Origin of the sequence: Novacetimonas pomaceti (genome assembly GCF_003207955.1) — a bacterium.
Lineage (GTDB): Bacteria > Pseudomonadota > Alphaproteobacteria > Acetobacterales > Acetobacteraceae > Novacetimonas > Novacetimonas pomaceti.
The window spans coordinates 95,780-115,688 of record NZ_NOXG01000005.1; the positions used below are offsets into that span (position 1 = coordinate 95,780).

Annotated in this window: 16 protein-coding genes; 14 read left to right on the forward strand and 2 right to left on the reverse strand. The window is 61.7% G+C overall.

The genetic code is table 11. The annotated features are described in order from the left end of the window. Position 1 precedes the first annotated feature (1 nt). The 7 genes from CFR71_RS07400 to CFR71_RS07430 all read left to right on the forward strand — a co-directional run bounded on the left by CFR71_RS07400 (position 2) and on the right by CFR71_RS07430 (position 10,928). Positions 2-787: an MBL fold metallo-hydrolase gene (locus CFR71_RS07400; protein ID WP_110529401.1), complete on the forward strand. Its 786-nt coding sequence runs from the start codon at positions 2-4 to the stop codon at positions 785-787. Between the two features lie 334 nt (positions 788-1,121). Beyond that, a complete protein-coding gene (locus CFR71_RS07405) occupies positions 1,122-3,068 on the forward strand; it encodes a PrkA family serine protein kinase (protein ID WP_110529403.1) in 1,947 nt (648 codons plus the stop codon). A 26-nt stretch (positions 3,069-3,094) separates the two neighbouring features. Then, positions 3,095-4,402 (forward strand): YeaH/YhbH family protein, encoded by a 1,308-nt coding sequence (locus tag CFR71_RS07410; protein WP_110529406.1) that lies wholly within the window; start codon positions 3,095-3,097, stop codon positions 4,400-4,402. After that, positions 4,399-5,973: a SpoVR family protein gene (locus CFR71_RS07415; protein ID WP_110529408.1), complete on the forward strand. Its 1,575-nt coding sequence runs from the start codon at positions 4,399-4,401 to the stop codon at positions 5,971-5,973. Before CFR71_RS07410 ends, CFR71_RS07415 begins: the two co-directional genes overlap by 4 nt. A 127-nt stretch (positions 5,974-6,100) precedes the next feature. Continuing rightward, positions 6,101-7,603, forward strand: a complete 1,503-nt coding sequence (gene guaB, locus CFR71_RS07420) for an IMP dehydrogenase (RefSeq protein ID WP_110529411.1) — start codon at positions 6,101-6,103, stop codon at positions 7,601-7,603. 30 nt (positions 7,604-7,633) lie between these two features. Beyond that, the gene (locus CFR71_RS07425; RefSeq protein ID WP_110529414.1) at positions 7,634-8,935 is read left to right on the forward strand and encodes an RsmB/NOP family class I SAM-dependent RNA methyltransferase; all 1,302 of its coding nucleotides are present in this window, start codon (positions 7,634-7,636) and stop codon (positions 8,933-8,935) included. A 139-nt stretch (positions 8,936-9,074) separates the two neighbouring features. After that, the gene (locus CFR71_RS07430; RefSeq protein ID WP_110529417.1) at positions 9,075-10,928 is read left to right on the forward strand and encodes a cation:proton antiporter; all 1,854 of its coding nucleotides are present in this window, start codon (positions 9,075-9,077) and stop codon (positions 10,926-10,928) included. Between the two features lie 8 nt (positions 10,929-10,936). On the opposite strand, the gene CFR71_RS07435 is transcribed toward CFR71_RS07430, so the two are convergent. Beyond that, the gene (locus tag CFR71_RS07435) at positions 10,937-11,401 is read right to left on the reverse strand and encodes a L,D-transpeptidase family protein (protein WP_110529419.1); all 465 of its coding nucleotides are present in this window, start codon (positions 11,399-11,401) and stop codon (positions 10,937-10,939) included. A 218-nt stretch (positions 11,402-11,619) separates the two neighbouring features. On the opposite strand from CFR71_RS07435, the gene CFR71_RS07440 reads away from it, so the two are divergent. Continuing rightward, complete coding sequence (locus CFR71_RS07440) at positions 11,620-12,336, forward strand: response regulator transcription factor (RefSeq protein WP_110529422.1); 717 nt, start codon at positions 11,620-11,622, stop codon at positions 12,334-12,336. Between the two features lie 137 nt (positions 12,337-12,473). On the opposite strand, the gene CFR71_RS07445 is transcribed toward CFR71_RS07440, so the two are convergent. Continuing rightward, entirely contained in the window at positions 12,474-13,274 is an 801-nt protein-coding gene (locus CFR71_RS07445; protein WP_110529425.1) for an exodeoxyribonuclease III, read from the reverse strand. A gap of 420 nt (positions 13,275-13,694) precedes the next feature. On the opposite strand from CFR71_RS07445, the gene uvrC reads away from it, so the two are divergent. From uvrC to CFR71_RS07475, 6 genes are all read left to right on the forward strand, one after another. Next, positions 13,695-15,590, forward strand: coding sequence for an excinuclease ABC subunit UvrC (uvrC, locus tag CFR71_RS07450; RefSeq protein ID WP_110529428.1), 1,896 nt, complete (start codon positions 13,695-13,697; stop codon positions 15,588-15,590). 93 nt (positions 15,591-15,683) lie between these two features. Further along, positions 15,684-16,283 carry a CDP-diacylglycerol--glycerol-3-phosphate 3-phosphatidyltransferase gene (gene pgsA, locus CFR71_RS07455; RefSeq protein WP_110529431.1) on the forward strand — a complete coding sequence of 200 codons (600 nt, stop codon included), beginning with the start codon at positions 15,684-15,686 and terminating at the stop codon, positions 16,281-16,283. 96 nt (positions 16,284-16,379) lie between these two features. Next, positions 16,380-16,889 carry a hypothetical protein gene (locus CFR71_RS07460; RefSeq protein ID WP_110529434.1) on the forward strand — a complete coding sequence of 170 codons (510 nt, stop codon included), beginning with the start codon at positions 16,380-16,382 and terminating at the stop codon, positions 16,887-16,889. A gap of 48 nt (positions 16,890-16,937) precedes the next feature. Further along, positions 16,938-17,192: a molybdopterin converting factor subunit 1 gene (moaD, locus tag CFR71_RS07465; RefSeq protein WP_110529437.1), complete on the forward strand. Its 255-nt coding sequence runs from the start codon at positions 16,938-16,940 to the stop codon at positions 17,190-17,192. 5 nt (positions 17,193-17,197) lie between these two features. Continuing rightward, positions 17,198-17,662 carry a molybdenum cofactor biosynthesis protein MoaE gene (locus tag CFR71_RS07470; protein WP_110529576.1) on the forward strand — a complete coding sequence of 155 codons (465 nt, stop codon included), beginning with the start codon at positions 17,198-17,200 and terminating at the stop codon, positions 17,660-17,662. Between the two features lie 246 nt (positions 17,663-17,908). Beyond that, positions 17,909-19,855, forward strand: coding sequence for a ribonucleoside-diphosphate reductase subunit alpha (locus CFR71_RS07475; protein ID WP_110529440.1), 1,947 nt, complete (start codon positions 17,909-17,911; stop codon positions 19,853-19,855). Positions 19,856-19,909 lie beyond the last annotated feature (54 nt).

The following is a 19,909-nucleotide window of genomic DNA, read 5'->3' on the forward strand; positions in this document are numbered from 1 at the left end:
AATGGAAATGACCATTCTGGGATGCGGGGGATCGGCGGGCGTTCCCATGATCGGCGGACCCGACGGGGCAGGGGACTGGGGCGAATGCAATCCGCTGGAACCGCGCAATGCCCGTACCCGCTCCTCCGTCCTGCTGCGCGACGACAGGGGGCATGCGCTTCTGGTCGATACGGGACCGGACCTGCGCGCGCAGCTGCTGGCGCAGCGGATTTCGCGCGTCGATGCGGTCATCTATACCCATGCCCATGCGGATCACATCGCGGGGCTTGATGAACTGCGGGCGATCAACCGCATCATGGGATGCCCGATTCCGGCCTATGCCACGCAGGATGTCATTGATGAACTCGTGATGCGCTTTGATTACGTGTTCCGCCCGTGGACGCCGCCATCCTTCTATCGTCCCGTCCTGGTCCCGCATGTCGTGACCCCCGGCGACGAGGTGGAGATCGCGGGCATGAAGGTCCGCATTTTCGAGCAGGTGCATGGCCGTACCCTGACACTTGGCCTTCGGGTCGGGCCGATGGCCTACTGCACCGATGTCGCGGAACTTGATGAAACGGCGCTGGATATCCTGCGCGGGGTTGATACCTGGGTGGTCGGATGCTTCCAGCGCGCGACCCATGTTTCCCACGGCTGGCTGGAACAGGTCCTGCGGTGGCGCGAACGCATACAGCCCCGCCGCACCGTCCTGACCCATATGGGCCCCGACATGGACTGGGACTGGATGCAGGCGCATCTGCCACCGGGGGTTGAGGCCGCGCATGACGGACTGGTGCTGCGGACCTGACGGCCGCATGACCGGGACCCTACCAATGCTTCATCCTGAAAATTTAGGTTGAATCCCGCACATCCGGAGCGATAGCGTAAATGGACGGGCCGATCCGTGATCGGGACCCGCTGTTTACGGGGTGACAAAATCACTAGGTTATATCAGGGCAATATTGCCCGACCTCACGATACCACGCCCATGCAGGCGAAAGGTCGTGTCATCACCGCCAAACGTTAAAAAGACAGGTTGCCGGCCCCCCTTTGCATGCAGGGGACGGATTACAAGACAAGATACGACGAACGCTCATCCTGTGGTTCACCCCGAACCCTGCTGATTTCGGAGAAATCTGCTGATGGCCAATGAGTTCAATGTCTTTTCCCTTGCGACGGCAATGCGCGACGAACACCGCGAAGTCGAAATGGGACTGTCCGACTATCTCGAACACTGCAAGGCTGATCCATCCTGTTACGCCACGGCGGCGGAGCGCATGCTGAGCGCGATCGGAGAGGCCGAAACGATCGATACATCACGCGACCCGCGCATGTCGCGCATCTTCATGAACCGTACGTTACGGGTCTATCCCGCCTTTGCCGATTTCTACGGGATGGAAGAAACCATCGAGCAGATTGTCGGCTTTTTCCGCCACGCGGCGCAGGGGCTGGAGGAACGCAAGCAGATCCTCTACCTGCTTGGCCCGGTGGGGGGTGGCAAGTCCTCGCTGGGTGAACGCCTCAAGGCGCTGATGGAAAAGGAACCGATCCATGTCCTCAAGGCGGGACGGCAGATCAGCCCGGTTTTTGAAAGTCCGCTCGGCCTGTTCGACCCCGAACGCATGGGACCCGCGCTGGAAAAGCAGTATGGCATCCCGCGCCGCCTGCTGACGGGCATCGCAAGCCCGTGGGCCATAAAGCGGCTGGAGGAATTCGATGGCGACCTTTCACGCTTCAGCGTCGTCAGGCTGCATCCTTCGCGGCTGCGCCAGATCGCGATCGCCAAGACCGAACCCGGCGACGACAACAACCAGGATGTCTCCGCGCTGGTGGGAAAGGTCGATATCCGCCAGCTGGAAAACTACAGCCAGAACGATCCCGACGCCTACAGCTTTTCAGGCGGGCTGAACCGCGCCAATCAGGGCATCCTTGAATTCGTGGAGATGTTCAAGGCGCCGATCAAGATGCTGCATCCGCTGCTGACGGCAACGCAGGAGGGTAATTATGTCGGCACGGAAAACATCGGGGCCATTCCCTTTACGGGCGTCATCCTCGCCCATTCGAACGAGGCGGAGTGGCAGACCTTTCGCAACAACCGCTCCAACGAGGCATTCCTGGACCGCGTATGCGTCATCAAGGTGCCTTACTGCCTGCGCGTGACCGAAGAATCGCGGATTTATGAAAAGCTGATTGATACCTCCAGCCTGTCCGCCGCCCCGTGCGCGCCGAACACGCTGGAAATGCTGGCGCGTTTCGCCGTGCTGTCGCGCCTGAAACCGCATCCCAACTCCACCCAGTTCGCGAAAATGCGTGTCTATGACGGGGAAAACATCCGTGAAACCGACCCCAAGGCGCGCACGATGCAGGAATATCGCGACGCGGCGGGCGTGAACGAGGGCATGAACGGGATTTCCACGCGCTTTGCCTACAAGGTGCTGTCGGCCACGTTCAACCACGACCCGACGGAAATCGCGGCCGATCCGGTCCACCTGATGTATGTGCTTGAACATGCCATCCGGCGCGAACAGTTCCCTGCGGAGGTCGAGGCGCAGTACCTCGCCACGCTCAAATCCGACCTGGCCGGGCGGTACGCCGAATATCTGGGCCATGAAATCCAGAAGGCCTATCTGGAAAGCTATAACGATTATGGCCAGAACCTGTTCGACCGGTATCTGGAACATGCCGACGCATGGATCGAGGATCAGGATTTCAAGGATCCCGACACCGGGCAGATGCTCAATCGCGACCTGCTGAATTCCGAGCTGACCAAGACGGAAAAACCCGCCGGGATCGCCAATCCCAAGGATTTCCGGAACGAGGTGGTGAAATTCGCCCTGCGCGCGCGCGCCAACAACGCGGGTCGCAACCCGTCATGGACGTCCTATGAAAAAATCCGCGATGTCATTGAAAAGCGGATGTTCAGCCAGGTGGAGGACCTTCTGCCGGTCATCAGCTTCGGTTCGAAAAAGGACAGGGAGACCGGGCACAAGCATGATGAGTTCGTCGGACGCATGATTGCGCGCGGTTATACGGAACGCCAGGTCCGCCGGCTGGTTGAATGGTACATGCGGGTCAAGCAGTCCGCCTGACACATGGAACATGGTGGTAATGCGCAGTGGACATCATTGACAGACGTTCCAATCCCCATGGGAAAAATATCGAGAACCGGCGTCGGGTCATCGAACGCGCCCGCGACGCCGTTCAGAAATCCGTGCGCGAGGCCATAGCGCACGGCAGCATACAGGAGACCGGACATGACAGAAGCGTCACCGTACCCGCCGATGCCCTGCATGAACCTTCCTTCCACCGCGTCTTCAGCGAGGGCAGCCGCGATTTCATCCTGACGGGCAACAAGGAATTCTGTCGCGGCGACAAGCTGCAGCGCCCGCCCGCAGCAGGTCAGGGCGGCGGCAGCGGGGAAGGAAACGCATCCGAAAAGGGGGAAGGGGAAGACAGCTTCCGCTTTGTCCTCAGCCGGGAGGAATTCCTCGACCTTTTCCTTGACGATCTGGAACTGCCCGATCTTGTGAAGCGTGAACTGGCGACGACCGAAACCACGACCCCCGTGCGGGCGGGGCTGAGCAATGACGGCTCCCCCTCGCAACTGGACCTTTCGCGCACGATGCGCCGCTCCATCGCGCGGCGCATCGGGCTGCGCCGGCCGCGTCCGGATGACATGACCCGGATGGAACAGCGCATCCACGCGCTGGAACAGCAGCGCCCCCTGAGCGATGGCGAACTTGCCGAACTTCAGGACCTGCGGGAACAGCGCACGGTCATGCAGCGGCGTCTGGCCCGCATTCCATGGGTGGACCCGGTTGACCTGCGCTATCGCCGCCATGCCGTGATGCCCCAGCCGGTCACGCGGGCGGTCATGTTCTGCCTGATGGACGTTTCCGGATCGATGACAGAGCGGATGAAGGACCTGGCCAAGCAGTTCTTCGCGCTGTTGCACGTCTTCCTGGAACGGCGTTACCGCACGCTCGACATCGTCTTTATCCGCCATGCCGAACGGGCGGAAGAAGTGGATGAAAACACGTTCTTCCACGATCCCAGCACGGGGGGGACGCTTGTCTCCTCCGCGCTGGAACTGATGGCGGGCATCCAGAAACAGCGATATCCGGTTCACAGCTGGAACATCTATGCGGCACAGGCGTCCGACGGCGACAACCTGCCGTCCGACATGGCGCGCACCTGCGCCCTGCTGAGCGATGAAATCCTGCCGAACGTGCAGTATTTCGCCTATATCGAGGTTTCCGCCTCCGGCGCTGTCATACGCGGACAGACCGACCTGTGGCGGGCCTATCACGAAATTTCCACGCATGTGCCCCACCTTGCGGTCCGGCGCGTGACCGAACGCAAGGACATCTTCCCTGTCTTTCGCGACCTGTTCTCCCAGCAGCCTGAAAGGGAAAATGCATGATGGACCTCCGCCTCGGCCCCGCGCCGGCCCGGACCGGGTCGTCCCTGCTGTATCAGGGGAACGACTGGAACTTTGAAATACTGCGCGACTGCTATGACGCGGTGGCGGAAATCGCGGATCGTGAGCTTGGCCTTACGGTCTATCCAAACCGGCTGGAGATCATCACGTCCGAACAGATGCTCGATGTCTATACCGCCCATGGCATGCCCCTGGGCTATCGCCACTGGTCGCTGGGCAAACGGTTCATTTCACATGAAAACGCCTATCGCCGGGGGATGATGGGGCTGGCGTACGAGGTCGTCATCAATTCCGACCCCTGCATCAGTTACCTGATGGAGGAAAACTCCGCCACGATGCAGACACTGGTGATCGCGCACGCGGCGTTCGGCCATAACCATTTTTTCCATAACAACCGCCTGTTCCGCGAATGGACCAACGCATCGGAAATCCTTGATTACCTGGAATTCGCCCGCGGCTACATCCACCAGTGCGAGGAACGCTACGGTATCGCGGCGGTGGAACGCATCCTTGACGCCGCCCATGCGCTGCAGGGGCAGGGGGTGCATCGCCATTCGGGGGCGCGGCGCCTCGACCTGCGGGGCGAACAGCTGCGCGCGCAGGCCCGCCGGCAGCATGAGGAGGCAACCTTCAACGACCTGTGGCGCACGCTGCCCCTTGACGATGAACAGCAGCCGGAGGCCGCATCCAGCGACCCGCTGCGTCGCCGCCTTGGCCTGCCGGAGGAAAACCTTCTCTATTTCCTGGAAAAACACGCACCGCTGCTTGCGTCATGGGAACGCGAGGTCATCCGCATCGTCCGCATGATCGCGCAGTATTTCTATCCCCAGCCGCAGCTCAAGATGATGAACGAAGGATGCGCGACGTGGGTCCACGATTACATCATGCGGCGGCTGCATGAAAACGGACGCATCGACGACGCATCGTACCTGGAGGCCATCCATTCCACCAGCAACGTCATCACGCAGCCCGATTTCGATGCTGGCGGCGGACCTTCCTTCAATCCCTATGCGCTGGGATTCGCCATGATGCGCGATATCGCGCGCATCTGTTCCGCCCCCACGGCAGAGGACCGGGCATGGTTTCCCGACATCGCGGGCAATGGACAGCCCATCGGGACGCTGAAGCATGCCTGGGCCGAATTCCGCGATGAAAGCTTCATCCTGCAGTTCCTCTCTCCCGCCGTGATACGGCAGTTCCGCATGTTCCGCATCCACGATGACACGTCCACTCCCTACCTGCTGGTCGATGCGATCCATGATGACGCGGGGTACCGTGACATCCGGCGCACCGTGGCCCAGGCCCATGATCCCGCCAACATGCATGCGGAAATAGAGATTACCGGCGCGAACATGCATGCCGACCGCCTGCTGACGATGGAACACCGCACGGCAAGGGGGCACCAGCTTCAGCCGTCGGACGCGCGCCAGACGCTGCAGCACATGGCGGACCTGTGGGGATATGGCGTGCAACTGATCGAGCGCGACATGCATGACGGCACGGTGCTGACCACCTATGAGGCGACGGGAGGGAACGCCCGGAAACGCGAATGATCCTTTTATGGGACAAAGGGGGCGCAGAATGCTTGCAAGCCCCCGATTCACGGCTTATGAGGGTGCGCCAACGGTCGGGTACCCGCGGCACTGGGGACCCTCCACTGTCTGATGAGGTTCCTGCAGCATGTCTTCCACGACGAAACCGGTTTCCATTCCCCGCATCGAGGATCGCATCCGCGAGGCCCTGGCATTTGACGACGTGCTGGTGGTGCCGGACGAATCCAACGTCCTGCCGTCGGAAACATCGACAAAAACCCGCCTGACGCGCCGCATCAAGCTCAATATCCCGCTTGTCTCCTCGGCCATGGACACGGTGACCGAGGACAACATGGCGATCGCCATGGCGCAGAACGGCGGCCTTGGCGTCATTCACAAGAACCTGACCATCGAACAGCAGGCCGAGCAGGTCCGTCGCGTCAAGCGCTTCGAATCCGGCATGGTGGTCAACCCGGTCACGGTTTTCCCTGACCAGACCCTGGCGGAGGTCAACGCCATCATGTCGCGCCACGGCATCAGCGGCCTGCCGGTGGTGGAACGCGACACCAACCGGCTGGTGGGGATCCTGACCAACCGTGACGTGCGCTTTGCCACCGATCCGGGGCAGCGCGTCTATGAACTGATGACGCGCGAAAACCTGGTGACCGTGAATCACGACGTGGCGCGCGAACAGGCGCGTCAGCTCCTGCATCGCCATCGCATCGAAAAGCTGCTGGTCATTGACGAGGAGGATCGCTGCGTCGGCCTGATTACGGTCAAGGACATGGACAAGGCCGTCATGCACCCCAACGCCAACAAGGACGAACTGGGTCGCCTGCTGTGCGCGGCGGCGACGGGCGTGGGGGAAGATGGCCTGACGCGGGCGCGTGAGCTGATCGACGCGGGCGTGGACGTGATCGTGGTCGATACCGCCCACGGACATTCGCGCGGGGTGCTGGGCGCCATAGAGAAGATCAAGGCCATCCGGGAGGACATCCAGATCGTGGCGGGCAACGTCGCCACGCCGGAGGCCGCGCGCGCCCTGATAAAATCAGGCGCCGACTGCGTGAAAATCGGCATCGGCCCGGGGTCGATCTGCACCACGCGTATCGTCGCGGGCGTTGGCGTCCCGCAGTTTTCCGCCGTCATGGAAACAGCGGCGGCCTGTCATGAACTCGACATCCCCGCCATCGCGGACGGGGGCATCCGTACCTCCGGCGACGTGGTCAAGGCGATCGGCGCGGGGGCGGATGTCGTCATGATCGGCTCCCTGCTGGCGGGGACCGAGGAAGCGCCGGGCGAGGTCTTCCTGTATCAGGGACGCACCTATAAATCCTATCGCGGAATGGGCAGCCTTGGCGCCATGGCGCGTGGTTCGGCCGACCGGTATTTCCAGCAGGAAATCAAGGACACCCACAAGATGGTCCCCGAAGGGATCGAAGGGCGCGTTGCCTACAAGGGCGCAATGGGGGCCGTGGTTCACCAGCTTGTCGGCGGCCTGCGCGCGGGCATGGGCTATACCGGATCGGCCACCGTGCCCGACCTGCAGCGGCGTGCCCGGTTCCGGCGCATCACCGGGGCGGGGCTGCGCGAAAGCCACGTCCATGACGTGTCCATCACGCGTGAAGCGCCGAATTACCGCCAGGATTGATAGCGTCATAACAAAAGCGATTACAGTTCAATGACCCCCAGTGCCCGGCTGTCGGCCACCATCGACCTTCTTTCCGCGATGGAGGCCACGCCGTACCGGCCAGCCGACGCGGTTGCCAATTCGTTTTTTCGCGAACGCCGTTATATCGGCGGTGGCGACCGCCGGGCCATTTCGGCGCGGGTCTGGGACATCCTGCGTCACTGGCGGCGGCTGTGCTGGTGGATCGAACGGGCCGGTGCCCCGGTTACGCCACGCAGCCTGACGCTGGCGATGGTCGTGCTGGCGCGTCAGGACCGCATGACGCCGGAGGAGCTTTTCAGCGGGGAACGTTACGCGCCCACGCGCCTTTCGGCACAGGAAACTGCCCTGTGCGCTTTGCTGAAGGAACAGCCGCTCGATCATCCCGAAATGCCCCGTCCCGTCAGGCTGGAGGTGCCGGACTGGCTGCTGGCGCACCTGGATAACGCCTTTGGCGACCAGACGGAGGCGGAACTTGCGGCAATGGGGAGCGAGGCCACGCTGGATTTACGCGCCAACCTGCTGAAAACCACGCGGGAGGCGGCGCGCGCCGCCCTTGCGGAAGAGGGCATCGTGACGCGGGAAACCGCGCTTTCGCCCTGGGGGCTGCGGGTCGCGGGGCGGCAGCCCGTGACCTCCACGGCGGCGTTCCGGGCGGGACTTATCGAAATACAGGACGAAGGCAGCCAGCTGATTGCCGCTGTTGTCGGGGCGGAACCCGGGATGCGGGTGCTTGATTATTGCGCGGGCGCTGCGGGCAAGACGCTCGCGATGGCCATGACGATGAACAATCGCGGCCATATCGTCGCCTGTGATGTCTCCGAACCGCGGCTGGAGGGGGCAGTCCGGCGCCTGCGCCGCGCGGGGGTGCATAACGCGGAACGTCACCTGCTGGTCCCCGGCGACAAATGGGCGCGTCGCCGTGCCGGCAGTTTCGATCGGGTTCTGGTGGACGCGCCATGCACCGGCACGGGAACGTGGCGGCGCAACCCCGACGCACGCCTGCGCCTGCGGGAGAGCGATTTGCGCGAACTGATGGAAAAACAGGCAGATATCCTCGACCGGGCGGCAAAGCTGCTGCGGCCGGGGGGACGTCTGGTTTACGCCACCTGTTCCATCCTGCCGGAGGAAAACCAGAACCAGATCGCCGCCTTCGTGCAGCGTAATCCGGAATTCCGGATGGTCACGCCACCGGCAGTCGAAGGTGGAGGTGGCATGCCCGCCGGATTGCTGGTTGACGGAAAAATGAGCCTTTCTCCGCTACGTAACGGAACGGACGGCTTTTTTGCCGCTATCATGGAACGTGCCGCCTGAGAGGCTTTTTTCAATCCTGACTGACGGGCATGCCGGCCACGGCAATGGCAGCGGGTTCATGCATCCAGACATGACGGCCATCCTGTCTGCCGGGCGGCGTGACGATGCCTGCTGAAACGGAACGATACGGGAAATAAAGATGCAGGATAATCTGGCGATCGGCATTCTGTGTGTCCTGGGCGGCGGGATCGCGGCCCAGTGGGTCGCATGGAGGTTCAGGCTGCCGGCCATTGTCCTGCTGTTCACGCTGGGGCTGATCTATGGGCCGGGCCTGGGGCTGCTGCATCCGGCGGCGGCGATCGGACAGTATTTCCATCCCCTGATTTCGATGGCCGTGGCCTTTATCGTCTTTGAAGGCGGCCTTGCGCTTGACCTGCGTCAGTGGCGGACTTCGGGGGAGGGAGTGCTGCGGCTGACGGCGGTGGCGCTGCCGATCAACTGGGTTCTGGGGACGCTGGCGGCCCACTTTGTCGGCCACCTGCACTGGGGCACGTCGTGGCTGTTCGGGGCGATCATCGTGGTGACCGGCCCGACAGTCGTCCTGCCGCTGCTGCGCCATACCAAGCTGCGCCCGCGCGTTGCGGCCTTCCTGCGGTGGGAGGCCATCGTCAATGACCCGGTGGGGGCGATCCTTGCGACGTTCGTCATGGAATTCCTGCTCCTCCAGCCTTCCCACACCGCCGGCGTATCGCTGGCGGCCGTGGAAATCTGGCCCCATCTGCTGTTCAGCACCATGTTCGCCATCGGATGTGGCATCTTTCCCGCCCTGCTGGTCAAATTCCTGTCCATCCGCGACCTGCTGCCAGAAATCCTGCGCATCCCGATTATCCTGACCCTGGCCATGAGCATGGCGTCGGTCTGCAACCTGGTCATGGAGGCAACCGGCCTGATGGCGGCCACGGTGTTTGGCATGGCGCTGGCGAACCTTCATGTCGTCGGGATTTCCGAACTGCGCCGCATCAAGGAATCCCTTGGCGTCATCGTGGTGTCATGCCTGTTCGTCATCCTGACGGCCGATCTTCATCGCGAGGTGCTGGAGCGGCTGTCGCTGCCAATCCTGGCCCTGACATTCACGGTCCTGTTTGTTGTCCGTCCGCTCGGGATTTTCCTGTCGACCATCCGTTCCGACCTGTCATGGCAGGAACGGCTGTTCGTGGGATGGATCGCGCCACGGGGCATCGTGGCCGCGGCCGTCGCGGGCGTCGCGGGCCTGCAGCTTGGGGAAACGGGCGACCCCAGCGCGGCCCTGATTACCCCGGCCGTCTTCGCCGTCATCGCCACGACCATGCTCCTGCATGGATTTTCCCTGCGGCCGCTGGCCCGTTACCTGCACCTGACCCTGTCCGATGAACCCGCGCTTGCGATCATGGGGGCCAACGCATGGTCCACCAATCTGGCCGTAACCGTTCATCAGCAGGGCATTCCCGTGATGCTGGTCGATACCTATTCCGGCGCGCTGGAAAAGGCGGCGCGACAGGGCGTGCCGACCCTGAAGGCCGAACTTCTGTCGGAAGAAGGGCTCGAAAGTCTGGAGGAACGTCCGGCGGATTACCTGATCGCGGCGACGCCGGACGCCATCTATAACGGTCTGGTCTGTGCCCGGCTTGCCCCGGACTTCGGGCGCCAGCGGGTCTTTCAGGTCAGTCCGGGGCTGGCGCGGCTTGACCTGTATCGCGGCGTCAGCCGTGAATCGCGGGGGAAGGTGCTGGGGGAACCGACATGGAATTTCTCCATGATTGATTCCCTGTTCGACCGGGGCTGGCGTTTCCAGTCCCATGTCATGACCGATCCCGCGCAGGAAAATGAGTTCCCCCCGCCGAACACGCTGCTGTTCATGATCATCCGCAAGGGCGTCGCGATCTGGATTTTCTCGGCCGAGGACGAAATACAGTCCGAACCGGGGGAAGGGGACATGGTCATCCTGCTCCAGCCCCCGTCACCTCCCGCCGCATCTTCTCCCGCCCCGGCGCCCGCAGCCCTGCCGCAGGGCTGAGAGGGGCGTTACCGCCGGCCCGGGGGCAGGACCTCGATTTCCCGCAGTCCCATTCCCAGCAGTCTGCGCAGTTCAGGTTCCGCAACGGCGATGCAGCCCTCGGTCGGGCGGGAATGGGGCGGTGGAAGGTGAAGGAAGATGGCGGACCCGCGTCCGGGCACGGGTGGCGCGTCATTATACCCCAGCACGACCACCAGATCGTACAGGTGATCGTCGCGCCACAGCCGTTCATGCCGCGCGGGATGGGGCAACATCACATAGCGGTTATAATCGGAATGGGTAGGATCATCGCACCACCCATCATGTCGCGACAGCGGCTCCACCGGCAGATGACAAACAGGTGATGCCACCCGGTCGGCACGGTAAAAAACACGCCGCAAGGGAAAAATTCCCGTCGGAGTGGCGTGATCTCCCTCAATTTTGTGGGTTTTTATGCCTCCCGCCCCGATGACGGCGGGGATCCGTTCGTTCATGCAATGCAGTTGTGCGTCCAGACCGGTATTCGATTGCAAAATAGCGCGTATCATGAATTTCTCTGTGCAGGGTCGCATTTATGTTATGTCCGGCCTGAGTGGCTGGGTATGGTTTCGCGATCATTGGGCGACAGCCTGATGCGACATGTTATCGTATCATGAAAGTCGAATAACCGATTCCGAATCTCGGAACGGACAAAGTTATAAAAGAGGGTTCGATGGCGGGTGCACGTCCCATTCTGATAGCGGACGACGATCAGACGTTACGTCAAATGCTCGTTGAACAGCTGCAGGTTGAAAGTGAATTTGAAGCGATCGAGGCGGGGTCCGTTGCGGAAGCATGGGAAAAGCTGAATGCACCGGGCGCCCGTTTCGATGCGATCATCCTGGATGTTTCACTACCTGACGGTGACGGACGGGATTTCTGCGCCGATCTGCGGCGCAAGGGCAAACGTATTCCGATTATCATCCTGACGGGATCGGATGATGAGACGGATGTGGTGCGCGGGCTGGATGCCGGCGCCAATGATTACGTGGCAAAGCCGTTCCGTATTGCCGAACTGCTGGCGCGGCTGCGTGCGCAGATGCGTATTTTTGAAAACAGCGAAGATGCCGTCTTTGCCATCGGGCCCTATATCTTCCGCCCTTCGGCCAAGCTGCTGCAGGAAACGGAAAAGAACCGTCGCATCCGCCTGACGGAAAAAGAGGCGGCCATCCTGAAATTCCTGTATCGCGCGGGCACGCGTCCGGTCCCCCGGCAGGTCCTGCTGAACGAGGTATGGGGATATAACGCGGCGGTGACGACGCATACGCTGGAAACGCACATCTATCGCCTGCGCCAGAAGATCGAGCCCGATCCGACCAATGCCACGCTGCTTGTCACCGAAGGTGGCGGCTACCGCCTTGACCCCGAGGGCGGCAAGAACGCAGCCTGAGCACGCGCCTGTTGTGGAAAACGTGGGGCGAAACGCCATCCGCGTTTCCTCATGCGGAATGTCCCGGACGGGAAATGGTGTTTCCATCCGTCCTGCCCATCCTGTCGGGGAGATGATTTCTCCCCGGACATGGGGGATTATTCTCCGGCCTCAAGCTCGACCATCACCGGCACATGATCCGATGGCTTGTCCCAGTCACGGGCGGAGCGCAGGACCGACATCGCCCTGAGGTCCGGCACAAGGTCGGGCGTCACCCATACATGGTCCAGCCGCCGTCCCCGATTGGAAATGCTCCAGTTCCGGTTGCGGTACGACCACCACGTATAAAGCTTCTCCTCAGGCGGGACGAAATGCCGCATGGCATCGACAAAGCCGCTTTCCTGCCACGCAAGCAGGCGGGAGGTTTCCTCCGGCGTGTGGCTGACGATCTTCAGAAGCTGCCTATGGCTCCAGACATCCTGTTCCAGCGGCGCTATGTTCAGGTCCCCCACAACCACGGTGCGACGCAGGTCGCGAGCTGCGAACCAGGCGCGCGCTTCATCCACGAATGCAAGCTTGTGGGCGAATTTGGGGTTTTCCACCGGGTCGGGAATATCACCGCCCGCAGGGACATAGAAATCATGCAGGATAATGGGGTCATCCCCCGCGCCACATGCCACGGCGATATGGCGGCAGTCCCCCCGGCTGCACCAGTCCGGCATGTCCGGCAGCACCCGTATGGGCATCCGGCTGAGGATCGCGACACCGTTATAGCTTTTCATGCCGCGAAAGCATACGTGGTCAAAACCCAGTGCCCGCACGGCCTCCAGCGGGAACAGGTCATCCGTTACCTTGGTTTCCTGCAGGCAGACGATGTCGGGCTGGATTTCACCACACAGACGCTCCAGCAGGGGAAGCCGCAGGCGAAGCGAATTGATATTCCATGTCACGATACGCATAAGGGTGCATTACCCATCGGGCCGGCAGTGACAAGGGCAATCTTGCAACACGGATGACAGTTCTCCCCCCGCGTGGCGACAGATCCGGACCCGGCGACAGGGGGCGGTGGGACGAAAACAGGAACGGTTTTCCAAGCCCCCTTGAAATTACATGCAAAAATCTCGAAATACCGTTTTGCCTTCCCTGAAATGAGTTTTATTCACCCTGGGACTTGACATCATTGTTTTCCAACAAGTTGTGTCACCATTTTGCCTCTTTCGCGCACAGGTGCCCACATAATCATTTCAAATCAATAGGTTATTCGTTGTGACGTTTTTTTGGGCAATCCAAGGGCAAGGGAGGAAAACCGCCATGCGCATGATTTTTTCTGCCTCTGCTCCACAGGCTTATCCACAGCATCGGTGGATGAACGATTTTCAATGACCACTGACGGACAGACCCTCGCCCCCACCATCGCCCCCCCGCAGGGCGTCGCCGCGATCCAGAAGGCGCTGCAGACCATGCCGATGTCGCCGGGCGTGTATCGCATGCTCGGCCGCAAGGGGGAGGTGCTGTATGTCGGCAAGGCGCTGGCGCTGAAAAAACGCGTCACGTCCTATACCCAGATCCACCGCCTGCCGGAGCGGTTGCGCCGCATGGTGTCGGAAACGGCATTCATGGAGATCGTCACCACCCATACCGAGGCCGAAGCCCTGCTGCTGGAGGCCAACTACATCAAGCGCATGCAGCCGCGTTACAACATCCTGCTGCGTGACGACAAAAGCTATCCATGGATCATCCTGACCGACCGGCATGATTTTCCCCAGATCGCGAAACATCGGGGCAAACCGGTCAAGGGCGCGTCCTACTGGGGGCCTTTTGCTTCCGCATGGTCGGTCAACCAGACCCTGAACCTGCTGCAAAAGGCATTCCTGCTGCGCTCCTGCACCGATTCCGTGCTGAAATCGCGGACGCGCCCGTGCCTGCTGCATCAGATCCATCGCTGCTCCGCACCGTGCGTGGACCTTATCAGCAAGGAAGATTATGCGGACCTGGTGCAGCAGGCGCGCGATTTCCTGTCCGGTCGCAACCCGCGCATGCACGAGGAACTGGTGCAGCAGATGGAAGAGGCCGCCAGCGCGCTGCAGTTCGAGCGCGCGGCCGCCATCCGCGACCGTATCCGGGGCCTGTCGGCGATGCAGCAGGATGCCAGCGTCATCAACCCCAGCACGATGTCGGATGCCGACATCATCGCCATCTGGCAGATCGCGGGACAGTCGTGCATTCAGGTTTTCTTCATCCGTGGTGGTCGCAACAACGGCAACCGCGCCTTTTTCCCCAGCCATGCCCGTGACGAGGACGCGGCCGACGTGCTGGCGGCGTTCATGGCGCAATTTTATGACGACAAGCCGCCGCCCGGACAGATCCTGGTCAACCACGCCATTTCGGACAATGACCTCCTGATGAGCGCGCTGGAACTCCGCCGTGGAAAACGTGTTGAGATCATCCACCCTCAACGTGGGGAAAAACGTGCGGTGCTGGAGCATGCCGAACTCAACGCGCGCGAGGCGCTCGAACGCAGGCTGGCGGAAAGCGCCGGACAGGCAAGGCTGCTTCACGGCGTGGCCGAACTGTTCGGCCTGCCCGAACCTCCGCGCCGCATAGAGACGTATGACAACAGCCACATCATGGGCAGCAATGCCTATGGCGTCATGGTGGTGGCGGGGCCGGAAGGATTTGAAAAGCGCGCCTATCGCAAATTCGCCATCAAGGGTCCCGTGACCCCCGGCGACGATTTCGGCATGATGCGCGAGGTGCTGGAACGTCGTTTCAGCCGCGCGCTCCGCGATCGGGAGGAGGGGACACGTCCCGATGACTGGCCCGATATCCTGCTGATTGACGGGGGCGCGGGACAGTATTCGGCCGTAAAGGCCGTGCTCGACGAACTCGGGGTGACGGACGTGACCCTTGTGGGCATCGCCAAGGGCATCGACCGCGACGCGGGACGGGAATGGTTTCATACCGGAACACGTCCCCCGTTCCAGCTGCCGCCGCGCGATCCGGTGCTGTACTACCTTCAGCGCCTGCGTGACGAGGCCCACCGTTTCGCCATCACGACCCATCGGGCGGGACGGTCAAAGACGTTGGTCAGATCCGAACTTGATGATATCCCCGGTATCGGTCCGGCGCGAAAGCGCGCGCTGCTGAACCGTTTCGGATCGGCGCGCGGCGTGCGCCAGGCCGGGCTGGCGGAACTGGAATCCGCTCCGGGCATCAGCCGCGACACGGCACGGACGGTCTATGGCTTTTTCCATCCCGAATGGAACGGGAATTGACCACCATGTCATGCAGATGTGAGCAAATGACCGGGCAGACCAGCGTTATAGGTGTTTTTGATTCATGCTTTCGTTGGATATAGCTGGTGAACCATGCTTACTGATCTGCCAAATCTCCTGACTTTGTCGCGGATTGTTGCGGTTCCTGTCGTTGTCCTGCTGGTGGTCATCAACACGCCGGGCACCGACTGCGCGGCCTGCGTGATCTTTATCCTCGCCGGGATCACGGATTATCTTGATGGCAAGCTGGCGCGCGCGTGGCATCAGAATTCCGACCTTGGCCGGATGCTCGACCCGATCGCGGACAAGCTGCTGGTGGGGGCGTGCCTGATGGTGCTGGCGGGGCTGTCGCGCCTGCCTTACTGGACGCTGTATCCCGCGATCATCATCCTGTCGCGCGAAATCCTGGTCAGCGGCCTGCGTGAATATCTTGCCACGACCAAAGTGGGGCTGCCGGTCACGCGGCTGGCGAAATGGAAGACCGGATTCCAGATGACGGCCATCGGTTTCCTGCTGGCGGGCGACAGCACGGCCGTGCTGCTGCATGTCGCATGGCTGCCGGTCAACCTGCTGGGGGCGGCGATGCTCTGGATCGCGGCGGCGCTGACGCTGGTGACAGGGTGGGATTACCTGTCGACCGGTATCCAGCATGTTACGCGCAATAATCAGTCAGTTAGCAACATCACCCCCTGATCGGGCCATCACTGTGGCATAATGCCACTTGTGGTTGTGTCCATATCCGGGCAAATTCTCCCTATGGTTGTGAACCCTTCATGAACCAGGGAGAATATGATGCGTCCGACAGCCCCGTTGCTACTGCTACTGACGCTGACGGGGTGCGGCGGCTTTGGCAAGGTACTGGCTGACAACACCGAACTTCCCGGCAGCCTTCCGAACATGCCCAAAATGGAAGTGGACTCGGAAAACCTGCGCCGTTCCATGGGCCATGCCGCCGCCGAACCGCCGATCCTGCCGCAGGGACACAATATATGGCCCACCGGGATGCAGGAGATGCCGACGCTGGCGGATATCAGTTCCGGCCGGGTTCATGCCGTGTCGGGCCATTTCCCGCGCCGTTCGGCTGATGGCAGGCCGCAGCTGCCTGATGGCGGATCGCTCAGCATCGGCGACAGCGATGACCCGTCGGGCGAACTGGCCGCGCCAGATACCGGGATTCCCGCGAAACAGGATCAGGACCACACGGTCGCCGCGAATTCCGATATCATCGTGCCCCATGCCGATGGCAGCAAAACCGTGATCGGTGCGGACGGTACGGTGGTGGAGCGGCAGCATCCCTGATATATCGCTATCCGATCTTGGGACCTGACGTAACAAAAGGGCGGGCGGATGCCGGATATCCTCTATTTCGCATGGCTACGTGATCGCCTGGGCCGGGAGCGCGAGAGCCTGAGCCTGCCGGCGGACGTGACCCATGTGCGTGATCTGGTGCGCCTGCTGCATGACCGGGGCGGGGAATATGGCGAGATTTTCAGCCGTCCCGAACTGGTGCGGGTCGCGGTCAACCAGTCCTTCGCAACGCTTGGGGACAGCGTGGGGCCAGATGACGAAATCGCCTTCTTTCCACCGGTAACGGGGGGATGATCGCCATGTCGCGCATTTCCGTCCGCGTGCAGACCGCCCCGTTCGACCCGACGCAAGAAAGCGCCTTGCTGCTGGCGGGACAGTCCGGCATCGGCGCGGTGGCGTCCTTCACCGGACTGGTCCGTGGCGACGGGGGGCTGAAGGCGCTGGAGCTGGAACATTACCCCGGCATGACCGAATCGATGATGACGCGAATCGCCGAATCGGCAATGACCCGATTCGCGCTGTCCGGCTGCACCGTCATCCATCGCGTCGGACGGCTGGAGGTTGGGGCGCCCATCGTGCTGGTCCTGTGCGCGTCGGCCCATCGGAACACGGCGTTCCAGGCGGTCGAGTTCGTCATGGACTGGCTCAAGAGCCGCGCGCCCTTCTGGAAAAAAGAGGAATTCATGGACGGCCGCATCCAGTGGGTGCAGCCCCGCGAACAGGATGCGCAGAACCTGATGCGATGGGGGGAGGGGGACGCCTGACGAGCGGGCGTTTCGCGAGATGGTTTCCCCAAAACCCGACTTAAAAATATCTTTTTTACCCTTGACGAGGATTGTCCAAGAGTCGGGAAAGCTGATCCCATCATGTAGCTGCTCCCGCTCATATATGTAGTGCGCGGGGCGGCGTTTTGGTCCATATATAGCGCCATAACGCAATGACCGGACAGACACGCCACGGGATTTTCCGATCCCGTGACGTGTCGCGGCCAGCTTATGGAGTTTAAGTGGATGAGTCTGGACGGCATCTCCGGTTCTACGGTCGAACATCACAGTGACGAACAGGATGTCATCCAGGGAAAGGACGCAGCCACCATGCCAGAGATGTTTGATGATGTCGTCCATCTGCCGGACGGCTTTCCCGTCCGCGTTGACCGCAGCCGTGACGCCCTGCTGACCGCTTTTGGCAAGGCGACGCTGGATAACCGCTATCTGCTGCCGGGCGAGGGGTATCAGGACCTGTTCGGGCGCGTGGCGTCCTATTACGGCGCGGACGAGGGACATGCGCAGCGGCTGTACGACTACATTTCGCGTCACTGGTTCATGCCGGCGACGCCCGTCCTGTCGAATGGGGGCACGACGCGCGGACTGCCGATCTCATGCTTCCTGAACGAGGCCAATGACAGCCTGCGCGGCATCGTTGACCTGTGGAATGAAAATGTCTGGCTGGCCTCCAAGGGGGGCGGGATCGGATCCTACTGGGGCAACCTGCGCTCGATCGGTGAAAATGTCGGGCGCAATGGCAAGACATCGGGAGTCATTCCGTTCATCCGGGTGATGGACAGCCTGACCCTGGCCATCAGTCAGGGCTCCCTGCGTCGCGGGTCGGCTGCCGTCTACCTGCCGGTCTGGCATCCGGAAATCGAGGAATTCATCGAACTGCGCCGCCCCACGGGCGGCGATCCCAACCGCAAGGCGCTCAACTTGCACCATGGGGTCCTGATTTCCGACGCGTTCATGCGCGCCGTTGCCGATGACGAGGAATGGGCCCTGCTGTCGCCAAAGGATGGCAGCCACATCCGCAAGGTTTCGGCCCGGGCGCTGTGGATCCGCATCCTGACCGCCCGCATGGAACAGGGCGAGCCCTACATCATCTATTCCGACCACGTGAACAACGCACGTCCCCAGCATCACAAGCTGGCGGGGCTGGAGGTCAAGACCTCCAACCTGTGCGCGGAAATCACCCTGCCCACCGGCATGGACCACCATGGCAAGGAGCGCACGGCCGTGTGCTGCCTGTCCTCGCTGAACCTCGAGACATGGGACGAGTGGAAAGACAATCCACAGTTCATCGAGGACGTGATGCTGTTCCTCGACAATGTCCTGCAGGATTTCATCGACCGCGCGCCCGACGACATGGCGCGGGCGAAATACGCCGCGGCGCGCGAACGCTCGGTCGGGCTGGGCGTCATGGGTTTCCACAGCTTCCTCCAGGCCAAGAACATCCCGTTCGAAAGCGTGATCGCCAAGGTGTGGAACAGGCGGATTTTCGAACATATCCGCAAGGAAGCCGACGCCGCGTCCCGCAATCTGGCCCAGACGCGCGGGGCCTGTCCGGATGCCGCCGAATATGGCGTCATGGAGCGGTTTTCCAACAAGATGGCCATTGCGCCCACGGCGTCCATTTCCATCATCGCGGGCAACGCGAGCCCCGGCATCGAACCGATCGCGGCCAATGTCTTCCTGCAAAAGACGCTGTCGGGATCGTTTACGGTGCGCAACCGCCACCTCGACCGGCTTCTGACGCAAAAGGGGCAGAACACTGACGAGGTCTGGTCCTCCATCACCCTGAACAAGGGCAGTGTCCAGCATCTCGATTTCCTGACACAGCATGAAAAGGACGTCTTCAAGACCGCCTTTGAACTGGACCAGCGCTGGGTTGTCGAACATGCAGCCGACCGCGCGCCCTTCATCTGCCAGGCGCAGTCGATCAACCTGTTCCTGCCGGCCAACGTGCACAAGCGCGACCTGCACCAGATCCACTACCTGGCATGGAAACGCGGCGTGAAATCGCTGTATTACTGTCGTTCGCTGTCGGTCCAGCGGGCCGACGCCGTCAGTGATGGCAAGGGAAAGAACGATATCATGCAGAAGGAAAGCGATGCCGTCCTGCCACCGCTGCCGCCTGCCGCTGCAGCGTCCTCGACCGATTACGAGGAATGCCTTGCCTGCCAGTAAGAGCATTCATGCCAAACAACCGTTTGATAAAAAATAAAAGTTCCCGGGCGCTGT